The organism is Pseudonocardia tropica (assembly GCF_040105315.1).
Classification (GTDB): Bacteria; Actinomycetota; Actinomycetes; order Mycobacteriales; family Pseudonocardiaceae; genus Pseudonocardia; species Pseudonocardia alni.
In genome coordinates this window covers 1-19,793 of record NZ_JBEDNP010000001.1, presented here as the reverse complement: position 1 = coordinate 19,793, position 19,793 = coordinate 1, and the positions used below count along the sequence as shown (strand labels likewise).

General features: G+C 72.7%; 16 protein-coding genes, 1 tRNA gene and 1 pseudogene. 12 read left to right on the top strand and 6 right to left on the bottom strand.

Annotation, left to right across the window (positions count from 1 at the left end; genetic code table 11):
- Positions 1 to 20: 20 nt before the first annotated feature.
- From WHI96_RS00090 to sp36, 3 genes are read right to left on the bottom strand one after another with little or no spacing between them, the layout of a single operon-like run.
- A complete protein-coding gene (locus WHI96_RS00090; RefSeq protein ID WP_345654232.1) occupies positions 21 to 584 on the bottom strand; it encodes a hypothetical protein in 564 nt (187 codons plus the stop codon).
- A 1-nt stretch (position 585) separates the two neighbouring features.
- Entirely contained in the window at positions 586 to 1,044 is a 459-nt protein-coding gene (locus tag WHI96_RS00085; RefSeq protein ID WP_345654229.1) for a RidA family protein, read from the bottom strand.
- Positions 1,041 to 1,211 carry a Sp36 family protein gene (gene sp36, locus WHI96_RS00080; RefSeq protein ID WP_139282840.1) on the bottom strand — a complete coding sequence of 57 codons (171 nt, stop codon included), beginning with the start codon at positions 1,209 to 1,211 and terminating at the stop codon, positions 1,041 to 1,043. The genes WHI96_RS00085 and sp36 overlap by 4 nt, the downstream gene beginning before the upstream one ends.
- 164 nt (positions 1,212 to 1,375) lie before the next feature.
- Between sp36 and bagA the strand changes: the two genes are divergently transcribed.
- Both bagA and bagB read left to right on the top strand, forming a co-directional pair.
- Entirely contained in the window at positions 1,376 to 2,428 is a 1,053-nt protein-coding gene (gene bagA / locus WHI96_RS00075) for an ATPase BagA (RefSeq protein WP_345654226.1), read from the top strand.
- Positions 2,425 to 3,564, top strand: coding sequence for an ArsA family ATPase (gene bagB, locus WHI96_RS00070; protein WP_345654223.1), 1,140 nt, complete (start codon positions 2,425 to 2,427; stop codon positions 3,562 to 3,564). Before bagA ends, bagB begins: the two co-directional genes overlap by 4 nt.
- Before the next feature lie 90 nt (positions 3,565 to 3,654).
- On the opposite strand, the gene WHI96_RS00065 is transcribed toward bagB, so the two are convergent.
- Both WHI96_RS00065 and WHI96_RS00060 read right to left on the bottom strand, forming a co-directional pair.
- Positions 3,655 to 4,332: a class I SAM-dependent methyltransferase gene (locus WHI96_RS00065; protein ID WP_345654220.1), complete on the bottom strand. Its 678-nt coding sequence runs from the start codon at positions 4,330 to 4,332 to the stop codon at positions 3,655 to 3,657.
- 18 nt (positions 4,333 to 4,350) lie between these two features.
- The gene (locus tag WHI96_RS00060) at positions 4,351 to 4,713 is read right to left on the bottom strand and encodes a WhiB family transcriptional regulator (RefSeq protein WP_226354313.1); all 363 of its coding nucleotides are present in this window, start codon (positions 4,711 to 4,713) and stop codon (positions 4,351 to 4,353) included.
- Positions 4,714 to 4,867: 154 nt separating this feature from the next.
- On the opposite strand from WHI96_RS00060, the gene WHI96_RS00055 reads away from it, so the two are divergent.
- The 5 genes from WHI96_RS00055 (at position 4,868) to WHI96_RS00035 (ending at position 11,131) form a co-directional block, all read left to right on the top strand.
- Positions 4,868 to 7,261: a penicillin-binding protein gene (locus WHI96_RS00055; protein ID WP_345654213.1), complete on the top strand. Its 2,394-nt coding sequence runs from the start codon at positions 4,868 to 4,870 to the stop codon at positions 7,259 to 7,261.
- A gap of 95 nt (positions 7,262 to 7,356) precedes the next feature.
- Positions 7,357 to 8,082, top strand: coding sequence for a hypothetical protein (locus tag WHI96_RS00050; RefSeq protein WP_345654210.1), 726 nt, complete (start codon positions 7,357 to 7,359; stop codon positions 8,080 to 8,082).
- A 79-nt stretch (positions 8,083 to 8,161) separates the two neighbouring features.
- Positions 8,162 to 9,484, top strand: a complete 1,323-nt coding sequence (locus WHI96_RS00045; protein WP_345654470.1) for an MFS transporter — start codon at positions 8,162 to 8,164, stop codon at positions 9,482 to 9,484.
- Positions 9,481 to 10,632, top strand: a complete 1,152-nt coding sequence (locus WHI96_RS00040; protein ID WP_345654207.1) for a DNA polymerase III subunit delta' — start codon at positions 9,481 to 9,483, stop codon at positions 10,630 to 10,632. Before WHI96_RS00045 ends, WHI96_RS00040 begins: the two co-directional genes overlap by 4 nt.
- Positions 10,625 to 11,131: a 2'-5' RNA ligase family protein gene (locus tag WHI96_RS00035; RefSeq protein ID WP_345654204.1), complete on the top strand. Its 507-nt coding sequence runs from the start codon at positions 10,625 to 10,627 to the stop codon at positions 11,129 to 11,131. Before WHI96_RS00040 ends, WHI96_RS00035 begins: the two co-directional genes overlap by 8 nt.
- Before the next feature lie 1,467 nt (positions 11,132 to 12,598).
- Here the strand turns inward: WHI96_RS00035 and WHI96_RS27780 are convergent.
- Positions 12,599 to 13,126: pseudogene (locus tag WHI96_RS27780) on the bottom strand (M20/M25/M40 family metallo-hydrolase); the annotation flags it as partial.
- 440 nt (positions 13,127 to 13,566) lie between these two features.
- Between WHI96_RS27780 and WHI96_RS00025 the strand changes: the two are divergent.
- The 5 genes from WHI96_RS00025 (at position 13,567) to WHI96_RS00005 (ending at position 19,561) form a co-directional block, all read left to right on the top strand.
- Positions 13,567 to 13,643 (top strand) — tRNA-Thr (locus tag WHI96_RS00025).
- Positions 13,644 to 13,732: 89 nt separating this feature from the next.
- Positions 13,733 to 14,047: a hypothetical protein gene (locus tag WHI96_RS00020; protein ID WP_345654198.1), complete on the top strand. Its 315-nt coding sequence runs from the start codon at positions 13,733 to 13,735 to the stop codon at positions 14,045 to 14,047.
- A gap of 64 nt (positions 14,048 to 14,111) precedes the next feature.
- Positions 14,112 to 15,071, top strand: a complete 960-nt coding sequence (locus WHI96_RS00015; RefSeq protein ID WP_345654195.1) for a hypothetical protein — start codon at positions 14,112 to 14,114, stop codon at positions 15,069 to 15,071.
- Between the two features lie 1,912 nt (positions 15,072 to 16,983).
- Positions 16,984 to 18,531, top strand: coding sequence for a serine/threonine protein kinase (locus WHI96_RS00010; protein ID WP_345654192.1), 1,548 nt, complete (start codon positions 16,984 to 16,986; stop codon positions 18,529 to 18,531).
- A 544-nt stretch (positions 18,532 to 19,075) separates the two neighbouring features.
- The gene (locus tag WHI96_RS00005) at positions 19,076 to 19,561 is read left to right on the top strand and encodes an HIT family protein (RefSeq protein ID WP_345654189.1); all 486 of its coding nucleotides are present in this window, start codon (positions 19,076 to 19,078) and stop codon (positions 19,559 to 19,561) included.
- Positions 19,562 to 19,793 lie beyond the last annotated feature (232 nt).

The following is a 19,793-nucleotide window of genomic DNA, read 5'->3' as shown; positions in this document are numbered from 1 at the left end:
GCCTCCTTCGCGGTCCCGCGTCAGCCGGTGGGGACCGGCTCGCGGCTCCACAACGACGCCGCCGCGGTGCACGCGGCCTCGTGGTACTCGGTCGGGGCGTCGCCGGTGAGGGCCTCGACGCGCGGGACGCGGTGACCGTGGACGCGCAGCAGACGCGCTACCGCGGCGGCGAGCAGGTGCGGCCGCTCCGCGTCACGCACGAGCAGCACGCGGGCGCCGTCGTCGCGGACGGCCAGCAGCAGCGCGGACGCCTCGTCGCGCACGACCGACAGCGCCGACCACGCGGCCAGGTCCGGCTCGCCCGCCGTGAACACGGGCGGGGCGGGCGGTGTGCCGGGCAGCACCGCCTCGACCAGGCGCCGCGACGGCGCGTCCGGCCCGACGACCTCGGCGAGCAGCGCGCGCTCGTGCCCGGTCAGCCCGATCCGGTGTCGCAGCAGCGTGCGCGGCAGGACCGCGCCCAGCGCCGCGGTGTCCCCGGCGGCCAGCCAGTCGCGCAGCCGCCAGAGCAGCTCGTCGGGGAACCGGCCGGCGAGCCGCAGCAGCAGCTCGTGACCGGCCGGGACCCCGGCGAGCCGATCCATGTCAGCTGCCGACCTCGACCGTCAGCTCCACCTCGACCGGCACGTCCAGGGGCAGCACCGCGACGCCGACGGCCGACCGGGCGTGCGCCCCGGCCTCGCCGAACACCTCGCCGAGCAGGTCCGACGCACCGTTGATCACGCCGGGCTGGCCGGAGAACGACGGGTCCGACGCGACGAACCCGACGACCTTCACCACGCCGGTGACGCTGTCGAGGCCGACCAGCCCGTCGATCGCGGCGAGCGCGTTCAACGTGCAGATCCGGGCCAGGTCGTACGCCTGCTCGGCGGTGACCGTGGCACCGACCTTGCCGGTCGCGGCGACCTTCCCGTCCACGAACGGGACCTGACCGGCCGTGAACACGAGGTTCCCGCTGCGCCGGGCCGGGATGTAGGCGCCGGCCGGTGCGGCCACCGCGGGCAGGGTCAGCCCCAGCTCCTTCAGCCGGGCGAGTGCGCTCACTGCTGCACCGGCCGCTTGAAGAACGCGACCAGCTGCTCGGCGTTCGCGCCGCTCGTCACCGTGACCAGTTCCCATCCGTCCTGGCCGAAGTTGTCCAGGATCGCCTTGGTGTTGTGGATCAGCAGGGGGGCGGTCAGGTATTCCCACTTCACGACCGGGGAGCTCATGGGCGGGACTGTAACCCGGGCACCCGACACCGAACCGCCGTGGCGCGACGGATGGCCGTCCCCCTGCGACGGACGCCCGCCTCCGGGGCGCGGGACACGCCCGTCCGTTGTGGGACGCACCTCGCCGACGGGCCGCTGTCGGTGGGCGCTCGTACGCTGGATCCGTGACCACGACCGTCCGGCCCGAGCCCGGAACCCGCCCCGACCCGTGGCCGGACGCGCTGTCCCGTGCGCGGTTCCACGTCGTGTCCGGCAAGGGGGGCACCGGCAAGACCACCGTGGCCGCCGCCCTCGCGCTGGCCCTCGCCGGCGGCGGGAAGCGGGTGCTCCTCGTCGAGGTCGAGGGCCGCCAGGGCATCGCCCAGGTCTTCGACACCGCCCCGCTGCCGTACGAGGAGCGCCGGATCGCCGTCGCTCCCGGCGGGGGCGAGGTGCGGGCACTGGCCGTCGACGCCGAGGCCGCCCTGCTGGAGTACTTCGAGATGTTCTACCGGCTGGGCGTGGCCGGGCGGACGCTGCGCCGGATGGGCGCGATCGAGTTCGCGACGACTCTGGCCCCCGGCCTGCGCGACGTGCTGCTCACCGGCAAGGCCAAGGAGTGCGTCACCCGCACGGGGTCCGACGGCCTCCCCGCCTACGACGCGGTGGTCCTCGACGCGCCGCCCACCGGCCGTCTCGTGTCGTTCCTCGACGTCACCAAGGCGATGGCCGACCTGGCCAGGGTCGGGCCGATCCACGGACAGGCCAAGGGCGTCGAGGCGCTCATCCACTCCCCGCTCACCGCGGTGCACCTGGTCACGCTGCTGTCGGACCTGCCGGTCACCGAGACGCTCGACGCGGCCGCCGAGCTCGACGCCGCCGGGATCCCGCTGGGCTCGGTCGTGGTGAACCGGATGCGTGAGCAGTGGCTGCCCGACCGCTCGGTCACCGCCGCCGCGGGCGGGCGGGTCGACGCGACCCGGATCCGCAACGGTCTGCAGAGCGCCGGGATCGAACTGGCCCCCACCGAGATCGACGGCCTGGTCGCCGAGACGGTGGAGCACGCCGTCGCCGTCGAGGGGGAGACCGCCGCGCTGCGCCGCCTGGAGACCGAGCCGACCCCGCCGCTGCCACGGCTCACGCTGCCCGCCCTGCTCGGCGGTGTGGACCTCGGCTCGCTCTACGAGCTGGCCGAGTCGATGACCGCGCAGGGTGTGCACCTGGAGGCCCGCCGATGACCGCCGACCTGGACACCGACGCCCTGATCGACGACCCGGGCACCCGGGTCATCGTGTGCTGCGGCTCGGGCGGCGTCGGCAAGACGACGACCTCCGCCGCGCTCGCGGTGCGCGCCGCCGAGCGCGGCCGTCAGGTCGTCGTGCTCACCATCGACCCGGCGCGACGCCTGGCCCAGGCCCTCGGGGTGAGCGAGCTGTCCAACGACCCCGCCCCGGTCACGGCGGTGGACGGCGAGCTCGCCGCGATGATGCTGGACATGCGCCGCACCTTCGACGAGATGGTGGAGTCGCACGCCCCGCCCGAGCGGGCGCAGAAGATCATCGAGAACCCCTTCTACCAGACGATCTCCTCCTCGTTCTCCGGGACGCAGGAGTACATGGCGATGGAGAAGCTGGGCCAGCTGGCCGGTGCCGGGACCTGGGACCTCGTCGTCGTCGACACACCGCCGTCGCGCTCGGCGCTGGACTTCCTCGACGCCCCGCAGCGCATGTCCCGCTTCCTCGACGGCCGCATGATCCGGCTGCTCGCCGCGCCCGCCCGGGCCGGTGGCCGCGGGCTGCGCCGGATCGTCGAGGCCGGGTTCGGGCTGTTCGCCAAGGCCGTCGGGTCGATCATCGGCGGGCAGATGCTGCAGGACGCGTCGGCGTTCGTGCAGGCTTTCGACACCCTGTTCGGCGGGTTCGCCGAGCGGGCCGAGAAGACCTACGCGCTGCTGCGCTCGGAGGGGACGGCGTTCCTCGTCGTCGCCGCGCCGGAGCCGGACGCGCTGCGCGAGGCGGCGTACTTCACCGAGCGGCTGTCGTCGGAGGACATGCCGCTGGCCGGGCTCGTGCTGAACCGGACCCACCCGGTGCTCGCGCCGGTCTCCGCGGCACGTGCGCGGGCCGCGGCCGAGCAGGTCGGCGGGCCGGGGTCGCAGATCGCGGCCGCGGTGCTGCGGCTGCACGCCGACCGCGTCGACCTGCACGAACGGGAGGAGCACCTGCTCACCCGGTTCTCCGCCGCCCACCCCGGTGTCTCCGTGACGCGGGTCCCCGCGCTGGCCGGCGACATCGCCGACCTCGACGGACTGCGCCGGGTCGGCGCGCTGCTGGCCGGTGACCCCGAGACCGGCGCCGCGGCGACGGCGGGCTGAGGCGCAGGACACCCCGGGCGTCGCCCGCAGCCGGGCCGAGCGGGGCGCGAACACCTCCGGCATCCAGACCGCCGTCGCCGGCCGCTGACCTCAGGGCATCGAGAAGAAGAGCATGGGGTTGCGTGAGGTCCCGCGGACGCCGGTGATCCCCAGCTCGGCCCGGACGGCGTCGAGCACGCGCAGGTTCCGCGGCGCCGCCGCACGCGAGGAGGTGAACCAGCCGGTGCCGCTGCGCTCCAGGTGCCGCAGCACCTCGGACCCCTCAGTGAACGGGCGCGCCCGGGGCAGGTGGAACACGTCGTGCACGCTGGTCGGCGTGCCCGTCGCGATCCGCCCGAACAGGTGCTCCAGGTACCAGCGGGCGAAGCGGCGTCCGTGGTCGGCGTCGACGAACAGGTAGCCCGTGTCGGCCGGGACCTTCTCGACGGTCTCGCGAAGGTCCCCGAGGTGGAACGTCCAGCGCCCGGTCGACAGCTCCTCGGGCACGGTGCCGCACACGTGGTCGACCAGGTCGAACGACTGCAGGTGGCCGGACCCGTTGTCGCGCAGCGCGGACAGGATCCAGGTGGTGGACCAGCCGTAGTAGGTGCCGACCTCCACCACCTGCGACGGCCGGTGGTGGCGCAGCAGCAGGTAGGTCAGCTCGGCCTCGACGTCGTCGAGCTGCGGGGTGATCGCTCCGTCGGCGAGGAGCTCCCGCTGCCGGTCGATCACCGTGGCGAGGTCGTCGGCGTGCGTCCGGTAGAGGCCGGCCAGGAACTCGAGCACGCGCCTGACGCTATCGGGTCAGGCGCTCCTGCTGCGTCCGGCGTAGTGGTCGGAGCGCGCGCGCCCGAGCAGCGCGGCCCAGTCGCGCACGTCCGGGCGCCGGCGCAGGAGCGCGCGGCGCTCCCGCTCGGTCATCCCGCCCCACACGCCGAACTCGACCTGGTGGTCCAGGGCGTGTGCCAGGCACTCGGTGCGGACCGGGCAGGACAGGCAGAACTCGCGGGCCTCGCGCTGGTCGGCACCGGTGACGAACAGGTTCTCGGCGTCGGAGGTGCGGCAGCGTGCGGCCGACCGCCAGTTCCAGACCGCGGTGCAGGCGCGGACGACGACGGCGGGGCGCAGGCGGGGCCTGCCGGTGACGGGACGCAGGGTGTCGAGCATCGGGTCGCCTCTCGGGCCGGGGCGGGCCGGGTGGCCCGCGACGTGATGCCTCGATCCTCGGACGCGGAGGGTGCCCGGGTCAGCGCGCAAAACTACGCAACCGGGGACACGAGCCTGACCGTGTCCTGACCTCCCGGCCCGTAGGCTTGCCCCTGTGAGGTTCCCCCGGCGTCTGCTCCGCCCGCTCGGCGTCCTCGCCGGCCTGTGCATCCTTCTCGGTGTGGTCACGGCGGGCATGGCCTTCCCGCTGGTCGGCGGCCTCGGCGTGCTGTCCAACGAGGCGGGTGACAGCGTCACGTCGAGCTCGGCGGACCTGGTCGGCACCCGCCCGCCGCTGACGACGACGCTCACCGACGCCGACGGCCGCCCGATCGCCTACCTGTTCGACCAGAACCGCACCGAGGTCACGAACGACCAGATCTCGACCGCGATGAAGGGCGCGATGCTGGCGATCGAGGACCGCCGGTTCTACGAGCACGACGGCGTCGACTGGCAGGGCACGCTGCGCGCGGTCGTCGCGAACTCGGCGTCCGGCGACGTCGTCCAGGGTGCCTCGACGATCACCCAGCAGTACGTCAAGAACTACATGCTCTACGTCGACGCGACGAGCGAGGCCGAGCGGCTCAAGGCCACCGAGCAGACCCCGGCCCGCAAGCTCAAGGAGGCGCGGATCGCCCTGCAGCTGGAGCGCCAGCTGTCCAAGGACGAGATCCTCAACCGCTACCTCAACATCGTCTTCCTGGGCAACGGGTCCTACGGCGTCGCCGCCGGGGCGCGCACCTACTTCAACACCACGCCGGACAAGCTGACCGTCCCGCAGGCCGCGATGCTCGCCGGGATGGTCCGCTCGACCACCCAGTTCGACCCGGTGCAGAACCCGCAGACCGCGCTGCAGCGGCGCAACGTCGTCATCGACCAGATGCGCCAGCAGCAGATGATCGACGACGCCCAGGCGAAGCAGGCCATGGCCGCTCCGCTCGGCGTCGCGAACCCGCTGGTCCGCGTGCCGAACGGCTGCAACGGCGCCGGCGACATGGGTTTCTTCTGCAAGTACGTGACGCAGTACCTCACCGAGGCCGGCTTCACCGAGGAGCAGATCCAGCGCGGCGGCTACACCATCCGCACCACCCTGGACCGCCGCGCGATGGAGGAGGTCAAGCGCTCCCTCGACAAGGAGGTGCCGCCGGACACCCCCAACGTCGCGAACGTGATGTCGCTGGTCCAGCCCGGCCAGGACGAGCACCGTGTGCTCGCGATGGGGTCGAGCCGCACGTTCGGCCTGAACGCCGACGCCGAGGAGACCAGCTACGGCCTGCCGTACCAGCCGGTCAACCTCGGTGCCGGGTCCACGTACAAGATCTTCACCGCGGCCACCGCCCTGGAGAAGGGCCTCGGCATCAACTACTCGATGCAGGTGCCGCCGTCGGGTTACGCCTCCCCGATCTACGTCGACGGCAGCGGCCGCCCCGTCCCGGTCGCGAACGCCGGCAACTACCCCGGCCGGATGAGCCTGACCGACGCGCTCGCGCAGTCGCCGAACACCGCGTTCATCAAGCTCGAGGAGTTCACCGGGGTGCCGGACGTGGTCGACATGGCCGTCCGCCTCGGCATGAAGTCCCTGGCCACGACGCCGTTCGTCGACCCGGGCACCGGCAAGCGCACCGACCGCTCGATCGCCGAGGTGATCAAGGACCAGCGGCTCGCGTCGTTCACGCTCGGCGTCACCCCGACGTCGGTGCTGGAGCTGGCCAACGTCGGCGCCACCCTGTTCTCCCAGGGCAAGTGGTGCCCGCCGACGCCGATCGACTCGATCACCGACGCCGAGGGCAAGCCCGTCCCGATCACCGAGGAGCCCTGCCAGCAGGCCGTCGAGCCCGCCCTGGCGAACACCCTCGTCACCGGTCTGAGCAAGGACGACGTCGCCGGCACCTCCGCCGCCGCGGCGAAGGCCGCCGGTTGGGCCCGGCCGATGGCGGGCAAGACCGGGACGACCCAGCAGCACAAGTCGGCCGCGTTCATGGGCGCGATCCCGGAGATGGCCGGGGCGGTCATCACCTTCGACAACTCCAACCGCCCGCGACCCCTCTGCGACGGCGGCGGCGCCCCCTTCGCCTGCGGGAACGGCAACATCTTCGGCGGCAAGACTCCGGCCCGGACCTGGTACGGCGCGGTGACCCCGCTGGTGGCGAACACCCCGCCGACGCCGCTGCCCGCGACCGACCCGCGCTACCTCGACGGCGGCGCCGAGTCCCGCATCCCGGACGTCGTCGGCCGCTCGGCCCGCGCCGCCCGCGGTGAGCTGGAGGGCGCCGGCTGGCAGGTCACCACCCGCACCGTCGACAACAACGCTCCGGAGGGGACGGTCGTCGGGCAGGAGCCCCGCGGCGCCGCGCTCCCGGGTGAGCAGGTGACCCTGCAGGTCAGCAGCGGGTCGGTACCGGCCCCGCCGCCGCCCCCGGGCACCCCGACGCCCGCCCCGGCCCCGGGGCAGGACGGCGGCCCGCCGGCGGACCGGCCCGACTCGAACCGGCCGCCCGACGGCGGGTGACGCTCCGTCCGGCCGGGTCACCCGGCCGGGCGGCACCGCGCGCCATACCCCGTCGGAACGAGGCATCACCGCTGGTCGCGGCCTAGCATGCCGTCATGGCCGTGCGGTGGAGGAGCAGGCGTCCCGCGCCGGCCCCCGCCGACGACGGGCGCTGGGGCGTGGCGCGGCTGGTCGCCGAGCGCGAGGCGGACCGGCTCGCCCGGGAGCGGGGTGACCGCCCCGCGGGTTCCGCCGTGTCACGACCCGCGCCCGACGGGATCCGGCCCGCGTCCGGTGTGGAGCAGGGGCCCGGTGCTCCGGCTGCCCGACCGGCCGCTGTAGACGGCACCGCCCTCCCCGAGCGGGCCGCCCCCGCGGAGGCCCCCGACCCCGACCCGTCGGCGGAGGGGGAGCGGCCCGCTGCGCGCGAGCCCGACCTCGACGGCCCCACCCAGCGGACCCTGACCGCGGTCCGGCGCCGCAGGCCCGGTCCCGCCGCCATCCCCACCCCCGACGACGACGCGGACGACTCGGTCCCCGGCCCCCGCCGCCCGGTGACGCCCACCCCGTCGTCGCCGGTCCCGCCCGCGCCCCGGCGGTCCCCGACCGGCCCGGTGCCCCGGCTGCCCGCCCCGCGTCACCCCCGCGCCGGCGGCGCCGAGCCCGTCGGCACGGTCTACCGGCCGCCCGCGGTGTCCGCCCGGCCCCCCGTCGACCTCGACAACGGCCTGCTCGGCTTCTCCCGGCTCACCCGCGGCCGGGTCGGGGCCCGGGCGTTCACGATCGTCTTCGTCCTGATCTACCTGGTGATCCTCGTCCAGACGCTGTCCACCATCGTCTGAGGCAGCGCGTCCGCCGTCGGTGGCCCGGTCTAGCCTGAAGATCCGCACGCCGTGCCGGGTGAGGAGGAGGTGATCCGCGATCACGACCCCGTCGTCGACGTCGCACCGCCTGACGTCGGTCCTCGCGATCCCCGCCTTCCGCAGGCTCTGGTCGGTCACCGCGGTGACGGCGACCGGTGAGTGGCTGGCGCTGCTGGCGCTCACCTCGCTGGCCACCCACCTCACCGCGGGCGCCGGGTTCACCGCGCAGAGCTTCGCGCTCGGGGGCGTCGTCGCGACCAAGCTGGTCCCGTCGCTGCTGTTCGGCCCGCTCGCCGGGGTGCTCGCCGACCGGTTCGACCGGCGCAAGGTCATGGTGACCTGCGACCTCGCGAAGTTCGTGCTGCTGCTGTCCATCCCGTTCGTCGGGGAGCTGTGGTGGCTGCTGGTGGTGACCCTGCTCCTCGAGCTGTGCACGATGTTCTGGATCCCGGCCAAGGACGCGGCGGTCCCGAACCTGCTGCGCAGCCCCGCCCAGATGGAGACCGCGGCGCAGCTGGGCCTTCTGGTGACCTACGGCGTCGCCGTCGTGGGGGGTGCGGGGCTCTTCGCGCTGGTCAGCAAGGTCGGTCCGCTGTTCGGCGCGGACCAGGCGACCACGGTCTACGCTGCGCTGTTCCTCAACGCCTTCGCGTTCCTGGCCTCCGCGCTGGCCGTGTACCTCGCGATCCCCGAGATCTCCGGCCGCGCCACCGAGGCCGAGCGCCGGGCCGCCCCGCCGTCGATGCTGTTCCTGCTGCGCGACGGCTACACCTTCGTCGTCCGCACCCCGCTCGTGCGCGGGCTGGTCATCGGGATCGTCGGCGCGTTCACCGCGGGCGGCGCCGTGATCGCGACGGCCAAGCTCTACGCGTCGAGCCTCGGCGGCGGGGACGCGGCGTACTCGATCCTGTTCGCCTCGGTGTTCGCCGGGCTCGCCGCGGGCATGGGCGTCGGCCCGGCGCTGGCCCGCCGGGTGCCGCACCGGCGCCTGTTCGGCAGCGCGATCATCGGAGCCGGGGTGTCGCTCGTCGTCGTGGCGGTGGCGGTGCACCTGTTCATGGCGATCGCCGCGGTGCTGTTCGTCGGCGCGTTCGCCGGGGTCGCGTTCCTGACCGGGCTCACGATCATCGGCACCGAGGTCGCCGACGGGGTCCGCGGTCGGGTCAACGCGTTCGTCCAGTCCCTGGTGCGGCTGGTGCTGCTGGGGGCGATGTCGGTGGTGCCGGTCGTCGTCGGTGTCGTGGCGACGCGGACGGTGACCGTGGGCGGCACCGCGCTGCTGGTCGACGGCACGCGGTTCGTCCTCGCCGGCGGGGGCGTCCTGGCGGTGGTGGTCGGCGCCCTCGCGCGCCGGCAGATGGTGGAGGAGGGGTCGTCGTGAGCGTGTGGGACGACGTGGTGGGCCAGCCCGCCGCCGTCGCCGAGCTGGACGGGGCGGCGTCGGACCCGACGGCGATGACCCACGCCTGGCTGTTCACCGGCCCGCCCGGCTCCGGCCGGTCGAATGCCGCACGCGCCTTCGCGGCCGCCCTGCAGTGCCGCTACCACGGCTGCGGCGAGTGCGCGGTCTGCCGGACCGTCATGGCGGGCACCCACTCCGACGTCCGCGAGATCGTCCCCGAGGGGCTGTCCATCTCGGTCGCCGAGATGCGCTCGCTCGTCCAGCTCGCCGCCCGGAAGCCCGCCACCGGGACCTGGCAGATCGTGATCATCGCCGACGCCGACCGGCTCACCGAGGGCGCGTCGAACGCGCTGCTCAAGGCGGTCGAGGAGCCCGCGCCGGAGACGGTGTTCCTGCTGTGCGCGCCGTCGGACCACCCCGACGACGTGCCCGTCACGATCCGGTCGCGCTGCCGGATGGTGCACCTGCGCAGCCCGGCGCCCGACGCCGTCGCCGGGGTGCTGCGCGACCGCGACGGGATCGACCCGGACCAGGCCCGGTGGGCGGCGTCGGTGTGCGGCGGCCACGTCGGGCGGGCGCGGCGGCTCGCGCGCGACCCGCAGGCCCGGGCCCGCCGCGAGGAGATCCTCGGCGTGCCGACGAAGCTCCGCCGACTCGGCGACGCGTTCTTCCACGCCGACGTGCTGATCCGTGCGGCCGAGGCCGAGGCCGACGAGCTGCGGTCCTCCCGCGACGAGTCCGAGCGGGAGGAGCTGGCCGTCGCGATGGGCGCCGGCGGTACGGGCAAGGGCGCGGCGGCTGCGGCCCGTTCGGCGAAGGCGGCCGAGCGGGACCTGGAGAAGCGCCAGAAGAGCCGCGCCACCCGGACCCGGCGGGACGCGCTCGACCGCGCCCTGGTCGACCTCGCAGGCTTCTACCGGGACGCGATCGTCGCCGCGACCGGCGCGACGGTGCCGCTGACCAACCCGGACCGCGACCGCGAGATCCGGGTGGCCGCCGCCGAGTGGGGCCCGGAGTCGAGCCTGCGTCGCCTCGAGGCGGTGCTCGCCTGCCGCGACGCGCTGGAGCAGAACGTGAAGCCGCGGATCGCCGTCGAGGCCATGATGACGGCCCTGCACCGTGGATGACCGGCCGCTGATCCTCACGGCCCTGCTCGACGGGCCGACGCAGGCCCGGTTCGACGACCTGCGGGCGCGGCACTTCCCGGCCGGGCGCAACCACCTCGCCGCGCACCTGACCCTGTTCCACGCCCTGCCGGGCGACGCCGCGGTCGAGCTCGCCACCGACCTGACCGCCGCGACCGACCGCGCCCCGATGACCGCCCGCGTCACCGGCCTGCGGCTGCTCGGCCGCGGCGTCGCCTACACCCTCGACTGCCCCGGGCTGACGGCCCTGCGCCGCGGCGTCGCCGACCGGTGGCGCGACCGGCTGACCCGGCAGGACGCCGGGAAGGCCGACCTGCACGTGACCGTGCAGAACAAGGTGCGCCCGGCCGACGCCCGGGCGCTGCACGACGACCTGGCCGCCGGCTTCGAGCCCTGGACGACGGCCGTCCCCGGGCTCGCGCTCTGGCGCTACGACGGCGGCCCCTGGGAACCCGGGCCGCGCTTCCCGTTCACCCGCTGAGCTCCACCCGCGTCGCCAGCACCACCTGGTCGCCGGTGCGGTCGGGGGCCGCGCGCAGCTCCGGCGGCCGCGGCACGAAGCCCGGCACCCGGCGAGCCCCGGCGAGAGGTCCGCGACGGCCACACCCAGCGGCCCCGGCCCCGTCACCAGCTCGACGACGGCACCCGCGGCCGGCACCGCGTGCAGCCGGATCTCGGTCAGCCCGTCCGCCGGCGCGGACGACACCGCAGGCCGTCCGGCGGGGGTCACGGTCGCCGCGGTGACGGCCCGGTCCGGTCGCAGCGTGATCCCCGGCGCCCCGCGCGGGCTCGTCACACGCAGCACCGCCCGGTCCGCGGTGCGGCTCAGGACCTCCACCCGCGGGCCCGGCACGGCCAACGGCTGCGCCGGCCCGGTGCGGACATCGTCCGGGCCCGGCCAGGCCGGCACCTCCCGTGCCGGGGTGTCCAGGTAGCGGGCGGTCCACGCCGCCGGGACGGTCTGGCTGCTGACCCAGCGGGCACCGTCGTCGTCCTGCAGGAACGACAGGTGCGAGGCCTGCGGCCGCTCCGCCGACGGGCCGTTCACCGCCGCCCCGACCCCGGCGAGGACGACCGCGGCCAGCACCGCCGCGACGGGCACCGGCCACACGCGACCGGGCGGACCCCCGACCGTCGCGCGCTGCATTCCTTCCGGGACGAGAACGACGGTGAGGGCCGCGGCGGTGAGCACCAGCGCCGCGGCCGGGACGCCGTCGGACACCCCGGACAGCACGAACAGGTCCCAGCCCAGCGGCACCAGCAGCGCCGCCGCCGGGACCGCGCCCAGCGTGGCGGCCGCCGTCGCGACGACCGGGCGCCCCCGCAGTGCGAGGGCCGCGGCCAGCCCGCCGCCCGCGGCGGCCGCGGGCCACGCGAACAGGTACGAGGCGCCCGGCACCGTGCCCGCCGTGACCAGGCCCAGCACCGCGAGCACCAGCACCCCCGCCGCGGCCGCGCCGGCGGCGCCCGCCCACCGGCGGACCGCGAGCCACCACAGCGCCGTCACCGCGACGGCCAGCGCCACCGCGGCCGCCTGCACCGGGGCGGGGCGGTGCAGGAACGGCCCGGTGTCCGCCCACACCGGGTGCACCGCCAGGAGCGCCCGCCACAGTCCCACCGACGCGGACACCGCGGCGACGACCGCCACGACCAGCAGCGCGGCAGCGCCCAGGACGCGCGGCACCGTCGTCGCCCCGCGCCGGCGTCCGACCACCACCGCGGCGACGACCGCGACCGCCCCGAGCGCCGCCACCGGCCACACCAGCCACGACGGGTACACGACGGTCGTCCCGGCGAACCGGAAGTACGTCGCGTCGCCCTCCGGCGCGGCGCCGGACACCGCCGGGTCCAGCGGGGCGAGATCCTGGTTCCCCAGGGCACGGGCCAGACCGAGTGCGGCCTCGCCGTGGCCCTGCACGCTCGCCGCGCTCACGTTCTCCGGGGCGTCGCCCGTCGTGTGGTACTGCACCGGCTGCTCGACGAACGCGAAGTCCACACCGGGCCGGCCGGCGTCGAGGACCCGGGTGAGGTCGGTGTCGTTGGGCAGCAGCCGGAACGCCTCCACCAGCGACGAGTCCCCCGTCGGATGCGGTACGGCGTCGGCGAACACCCGGGCCAGCCCGGCGTTGCCCGGGGAGGTCCGGAACATCAGCGAGGGCCCGGACACCCCGCGCGCCTCGAAGTTCACGGTGACCGTCGGGCGCGCGGACGGGCCGAGCTCGTCACGCACCCAGGCCTGCATCCCGAGCAGGCCCACCTCCTCGGCGTCGGTGATGAGTACGACCAGGTCGTTGCGCAGCGGCGGTCCCTCCCGCAGCGCACGCACCGCCTCCAGGATCGTCGCCACCGACGCCATGTCGTCCGCGGCGCCGGGCCCGCTCGCGACCGAGTCGTAGTGCGCGGACAGCACGACCGCCCCGGTCGGGTCGGTGCCGGGCAGAGTGCCGACGAGGTTGTCGACCGGTGCCGCGGTCATCCTGCTGTCGGCCCCGCCGACGCCGGTCGAGGAGTGCAGCCGCGTGGTCAGCCCGGCCGCGCTCAGCCGGGCGACGATCGCGTCCCGGGCGGCGACGGCGGCCGGGCTCCCGGCCGGGCGCGGGCCGTCGACCAGGTCGTCCACCGTGCGCATCGTCCGGTCCGCGCTGAACACGCCCGGGTCGGCGTCGGCCGGAACGGGGGCCGGTGCGCGTCCGCCCAGCCAGGTCGCCGCACTGACCAGGAGCAGGGCCAGGACCGCCGACAGCCGCATCGTCACGGGGGTGATCCTGCCTCCGGGCGGCGCAGTGGGCGTCCGACCTCCGGATGATCCCGGGGCGGGGACGCGGTGGGGCGCTGGACGGAGCCGTGCCGGTCGGGGGAGCCGGTGGGGGGTGCTCCCGGGGCGCGGAGGGCGCCGCTACACTAGTTTCGCACCACGCCGCCTTAGCTCAGTCGGTTAGAGCGACGCACTCGTAATGCGTAGGTCTGGGGTTCGACTCCCCAAGGCGGCTCCATGTCAGAGGCCCTTTCCGGGCCTTCTGAACAGCTCAGAGGCAAGATCGTGGCACGGTTTGTGGCACGAGGTCCGCGTTAGCTTCGGCGCATGGCCCCCTCGAAGCCCCGCCGCACGCGCGGCAATGTCACCTGGCTCCCCAGCGGTTCCGCGCGTGTGAGCGTCTTCGGCGGCGTCGACCAGGTCACCGGGGAAGCAAGTCCGGCGCGTGAGACAGTGCCCGCCCGTGCCACGTGTCGGGAGACCGAGCGCGATCGCGTGCAGCGCCCCGCTTTGAGCAAGGACGACGGCGACTCGCCGATCTCGGTACTCGGGCCGGCCGGTCGGTCGTGCGAAGTGGCGGTGGTCGGCGTCGGCGATCTCCGAGAGGCGGGCGAGATGGGAATCGGTCGACGGGGCTCGTGAGCGCGGAGATCTCACATCGGTCGCGTCGGGAAGTCTGCACGACAGGGTGAGGAATGATGCCCAGGTGATCGACGAGCCGGGCGACCCGTGGATCTGCGAGTCTCGGATCAGCGAAGCCGCCACTCTGACCGTGTGCACAGGGCTGACGAGGGCGCAGGTGCTGGATGCGTTCAGCGCTCACCACGAGTCGGAACCGATGGGCGACATCATCGAGGAGTTCACGACCGACCCCTGGGTGGCCGTCGCTGATCTCGGTGACGGGGTCGTGCTGGCGTTCGAGGACAACGGCTGGCAGGGGGCGTTCGCGCCGACGTTGCGACGTGTCTCGGCAGCGGGGCGTGCCGCGTCGGTGTTCTGGAACGTCAACGCGGTGCAGACCCTGTCGTTCGCCGAATCGGGTGCGGTGCTGTCGTCGACGACGGATTACGGGTGGATGCCGATCGACGCCGGCGGACACTCCGCTGTCGCAGAGGCGATCAGCGGGCTCGACTTCTCGGACTGGAGGACCCAGCGTGAGCGGGCCCTGATCGCCGTCGCCCGGTTCACCGGGCGACCCGTCCGACGGGCGGACGTGGACGCCGTTCTGAAGGCCGATCGCGCTCACCGGATCCTGCCCTGGTTGGACGATCACTATCCGTCCAGCGCCGGAACCGATGTCCGCGCCCGCCGGGGACTGGCCGGGGCACTGTGCGGCCCGGGCATGGAGGGCCTGGGTTCGCTGCCCGAGGACACCCTCCGCGATCTGGCTTGGACCCTCGCGGAGCGGGTCTGCGGCGAGACCGGGCTGCTCGCCGAGGATCCGGCGGCGGGTGAGTCGATCGCCCTCCGCGTGTTGACATCGCGGGCCGAGTTGGCCGCACGGGCCTCGAGATTGAGCACAGGGACACACGGCACCGGCTGGGCGGTGTTGCACGACGCGACCAACCCGGACGCCTTCAACGCAGTCCTCCGGGTGCACTCGCAGGCCCGGTTCGCCCTGCCCGGGGTCGCCGATGTGCTGCGCCGCGCAGCGGGTCCAGTGTGACCACTGATCGGGCGGTCGAAGAACCGCCAGGGCCGGGGCAGGTGTGGCGGATCGACACTGCGGCGTGGTGGTCGGGCCACCCGATGACCCCGCGCGGGGTGGGTCCGCAGGTCTTCCTGGACGAGCAGCTGATCACGGAGTGGGTGCCCACGGATCCGGCGTCGGAGTGGATGTGTCGGCGCGGGATGAGGGGCCGGCGGATCTGGATCGCGGGGAGCGAGGCCGACGCCCACGCGGCCGGTGTCGACCTGACCCCGAGGTGGCCGGTCGGGCAGTGGCGGGCCCCGTTCGGTGACTACTTCGCCGAGCCCGACCGGCGCCGGCGGCGTCGCAGGAGGGCTGGTGGTCGTTCCCGACGCCGGACTTCCTCGCCAGTCTCCGCGCACCCGCGCCGCTCTCGACACCCTGTTGCGGGCGGACAGCGCCGCGTCGGGCGGGGTCGGGAACGACCCGTTCAGGCTCGCGCGGCGGACGCTGAGCTGCGGGCGGGTTCCGGTCGACCTAAGTGGTCTGCTCCTGGAGGTGGTCGACGCACTCAGCGGGATCCGACGCGGGCCCGGGCCGGAGGGCACGGTGCTCTACGTCGCGGATGTCGGTGACGTTCGTTCGGAGATGCTGGTCGACGCTGGTACCGGCCATTTTCGCGGGAGTCATGACGTGCTGCTCCGGCCTGATATATCCGGGTGTGCGGTAGGCACGACGGTGTCGGCGACATCGGTGCGGACGATCGCCGTGGACCGTGTCGGTGGTGGTCCTGAGCGTCACGGAGCCCGACGTGCGCTTTGGCCGGGGCTGGTGGCGAGCTGATCTGCCGGGGTCGGGCAGGCCACGGCGGCGAGTTCGTCGTGGTATCCGACGATCCTTGGCCGCCGCCGGATTCCCGTGACGGAACGACCAGCCCGTATCCGATGGTCCCCGCGACGCAGAGTCGGCCAAGAAGAAAACTGGAAGCTGCGTGCCGAGCGCCTGCGGCGGCCACTGGCTCCCTACGAGGACGGTGGGGAAGTACATGCGGGGCCGCCAGAGGTGGGCCACCCTCTGTCTCGTAGCACTTCCTGGACCGGCGACAGCGCGAGTCGAAGATTCATTGCTGGAGTTTCCGCATGGGGCAGGAGCTCCATCGCTTCCCACGACGGCGGACAGGCTGAGCCCTCTTCCCAGGTGAGCGTGACGCGGGTGAACGATTCCGGGCCGGCGGGGTCGACTGTTGAGAACGACCCATGGTGGGCGTACCACTCCAGCTGCTGCGGTGGAACCGAAGCGGGAAGGACGGACGCCGCGATCTCATTGACCGCCCCGGCGAAGTCGGACAGGAGGTAGTGACCCCGAGGGTTGTCCAGAAGCTCGCTGATGACGGCCGCCGATCGCAGCTCACTGGTGTCTGTCTGTGCGCGAACCCGGACGAGCACCCGGGTGGTTGATCCGTAGGCGTGAGGCCAGTCGACGAGGGCGTCGATACTCAGGCGGAGACCCGGACAGCGGCGAACAGCAGGCTCGTCCTCCACATCGGAACAGTCTCAGCCCGTGTTTCCGAGCGCAAGGTACGTGGTCACGCCGGCTCGCCGCTGACATCGCGCGGTCTGTGCGACGCAACGACGCCAGGCCTTCGGCCCGTGTACGGGGGTACACCGGCGGCGACCGAGGCCCGGTGCCTACCGCTCCGGATGGTCGTCGCCTGCCCCGACGCCGATGGTGTTCCGGGAGCATGAGTTCGCCCGCCGACTCCCGCGGACCTGCCCGGACCGAATTCCGTGTGTTTCCCATCGGGTGCGCCGGCGTGCGGCTGGTCGAGGTCGGCGCCGGACCCGGCGACCTCGCTCGTCGGGGAAGTGTGTACTGATCCTGCCCGCCGTTGCGTCTCCACTTTGTAGGGTGCTGTAGCTGGACGAAGACGGAACGTGACGAGCAGGGGGTGGTCAAGGTTTCAAGCTCACATGATCCACAGTTCGTCGTCGGCCCCGAGGGGGAGGCACGCAAGTACACGTTGATCCGACAGATCGGATCGGGCGGCGAGGCGACTCTGTGGGAGGCAACCGTCTCGGTCGCCGGCCAGCCGGAGACCGTCGCGGTCAAGGTCCTGCGCGCGGAGCATGTCGAGGATATCGAGCGGTTCAGCTCGCGGTGGTCGGAGCAGGCTGAACTACTGCGTTTCGTCCGGCATCCCTCGGTCGTCGGTGTGCGGGAGCACTTCCGGGGACCCGCTCCGCATCTGAGGCGCGAGGACGACGAGAGAGCCACGTTGTACCTGGTCATGAACTGGGTTGACGGGCGGTCGTTCGATGAGTGGGTTGTACTGCACGACGGGAATGAGGGTGCCCTGGACGGACTCCGTCTGCTCGAGCAGGTCGCCGATGCGCTCGACGAGCTGCATTCGGGCAGGGTGACCCCATCGGAACGCCCGTTGATCCACGGTGATCTCTCTCCCCGCAACGTCATGATCACCGAGAAGCAGCAGGCGGTGGTTGTCGACTTCGGACTGGCTCGGGTCGCGGCACATCAGACGCGGATGGCATTCGGAACCCCCGGCTACGCCGCTCCCGAGGTGTGGCAACAGGGGCGCTACAGCCCTGCGTCGGATCGCTATGCGTTCGCTGCGCTCGGCTTCTTCGCACTGGTGGGACAGTCTCCGCCCCAGAACATCGACGAGATCCACCAGCAGCTGTTCGCCCATCCGCTGCTGGCTCGAACTCCGGTACCGCAACAGGAAGAGATCATGCGTGGGTTCGCAGGCGATCCCGCGCAGCGACCCTCGGCCCGAGCCTGGCTGACCGCGGTCCGTGGAGGGGCGACTGCATCGTCGCGGCGACTGACTCCCACAGCGATGATGGCGGCCCCGACCCCGACGTGGGTCGGAACCCACCCATCCGCATCCGCGCCGTCCGGGCGGAAGGCACCCAACTGGCTTGCGTGGGGTGCTGCCCTGCTCGTGCTCATCATCGGCGGCGGCTACCTGCTCTCGCTCGGCTCCAACCGGCCGACTTCGAGCGCCGCACCGCCGGGAACAACCGCGTCATCCGGGACGGGCGTAGGAGCGACTGCCTCCAGGTCGCCATCGTCAACACGCTCAGCTCCTGAACCGACGGTACGCCGAACGTCAGTCTCACCGATCACCCTCGAGCAGTACTACGGCGTCGATCTCGACTCGATGCAGCCGAACTGGGACGTGGCGCGCTCGACGATCTCGGACGGGCCACGCGATCTCGTCTACAGCGAATCCCTTCAGGGAGACGACGACGGCAGTGTCTCCGGGCAGGAGACGTCGCCAGTGACCGGACCTGTCGAGTATCCGACATGCGAAGCGGCGACTTCCTACACAACAAGGCGCAAGGTGAGCGCCGGTGATCGGTTGTGTGTTCGGACGTCGGATTACCGGTACGCGTTGGTCCAGGTCCGGGGCGCTGGTAAGGGAAGCATCGCGTTCGACGTCGTCGTCTGGGATCCGCCCTACAAAGCAGGCTGAGCTGCCGGCGGTGCAGATGTACTTTGTTCCTGTCAAGGAGGATCGTTCGACGCCCTTCTTGACATTATTTGTATGTGCCGTGGGGAATGCGTAATCAATAGAGCTGGCCGAGGTGTCGGTCGAACCCGCCAAGAGCGACCCCAACTGAATGTACAATTCAATTGTGTTCAGTGCCTGGTTCTCGCGGCAAAAGCGGGCTCAGGCGCCGATGTGATGCGGGGCGGTGGAAGGTTCGAACTGGGCTGTGCCTTCCGGCCAGCGGAGCACGGCGATGTCTAGGATGGCCAGGGTCATCGATCCGGGCAGATGTTGGTCGTGGCCGATCTGGGTCTCGGGAGCCAGTCGGTCCACTGCAGCCAGCGCTGCACGGACGGGGATTCCAGGTGCAGACCAGGCTGGCGTACCCGCTACGCCCCTCAGCCAGCGAGAGCAACTCCGACAGGCGCGCCTAGGAATCACTTACAGTTATAATGGTAGTAGGTGGCCTGAGTGCAGAGTGGAAGCTGAACGGCGCGGATCAGTGAACCCTCGTGGAGGTAGGCGGATGTACGGAAGAATCGCAGCCGCCGAGCGTGGCGAGAATCCGGCAGTCATGGCCCGTATGTCGACGGGGTGGGTGGTCATCGGAGACACGCAGCATCTTCCCGGCTACAGTCTTCTGCTCTATGCTGGCGAGGCCGATCATCTCAGTGATCTCGGCAGGGCCGAGCGTGCCGATTTCCTGATGGATATGTCCATCCTCGGTGAGGCCGTGGCGAACGCGTGTCAGCGGCTCGACAACGGATTCCGGAGAGTCAACTACGAGATACTCGGAAACTCGTTCGAGCATCTTCACGCACACGTACATCCACGTTACGAATGGGAGCCTCCCGAGCATCGCCACAGCCCGGTCTGGACCTACCCCGACCGCAAGTCGGCCCGCTACGCGCTGTCCGCTCGTCATCATCCCCTGCGCGAGGCGATCACCGTCGAACTCCAGCAACTCCTACACCTCACCTCGGTAGGGGAACCGTCGGACTCGTCGGTGTGAAAGAGGCCCAACGACGGGCGCGGGTCGATGGAGTGTCATGAGGTGGTTGCCCGTCCCGCGGCGATCGCGAGGGCGGCGTGCTGCTCGGTGGGCATCCGCCGGCAGGGTCACGTCCGGCGGAGTGGTGTATGAGATCGACTCCGCGTGATCTTGGTTCGGGATTCTAGGCGGTTATTGCCTCGGTTGTCATGAGTGCCTCGCTGCCGGTCGGTGCGGCTTCGGTGGTGACGAT

Excerpts from the sequence above, each read along its gene's own strand:
- WHI96_RS00090 (WP_345654232.1), bottom strand. The coding sequence starts at position 584 with ATGGATCGGCTCGCCGGGGTCCCGGCCGGTCACGAGCTGCTGCTGCGG.
- WHI96_RS00060 (WP_226354313.1), bottom strand. The coding sequence starts at position 4,713 with ATGCTCGACACCCTGCGTCCCGTCACCGGCAGGCCCCGCCTGCGCCCC.
- bagB (WP_345654223.1), top strand. The coding sequence starts at position 2,425 with ATGACCGCCGACCTGGACACCGACGCCCTGATCGACGACCCGGGCACC.
- WHI96_RS00050 (WP_345654210.1), top strand. The coding sequence starts at position 7,357 with ATGGCCGTGCGGTGGAGGAGCAGGCGTCCCGCGCCGGCCCCCGCCGAC.
- sp36 (WP_139282840.1), bottom strand. The coding sequence starts at position 1,211 with ATGAGCTCCCCGGTCGTGAAGTGGGAATACCTGACCGCCCCCCTGCTG.
- WHI96_RS00020 (WP_345654198.1), top strand. The coding sequence starts at position 13,733 with ATGGCCCCCTCGAAGCCCCGCCGCACGCGCGGCAATGTCACCTGGCTC.
- WHI96_RS00005 (WP_345654189.1), top strand. The coding sequence starts at position 19,076 with ATGTACGGAAGAATCGCAGCCGCCGAGCGTGGCGAGAATCCGGCAGTC.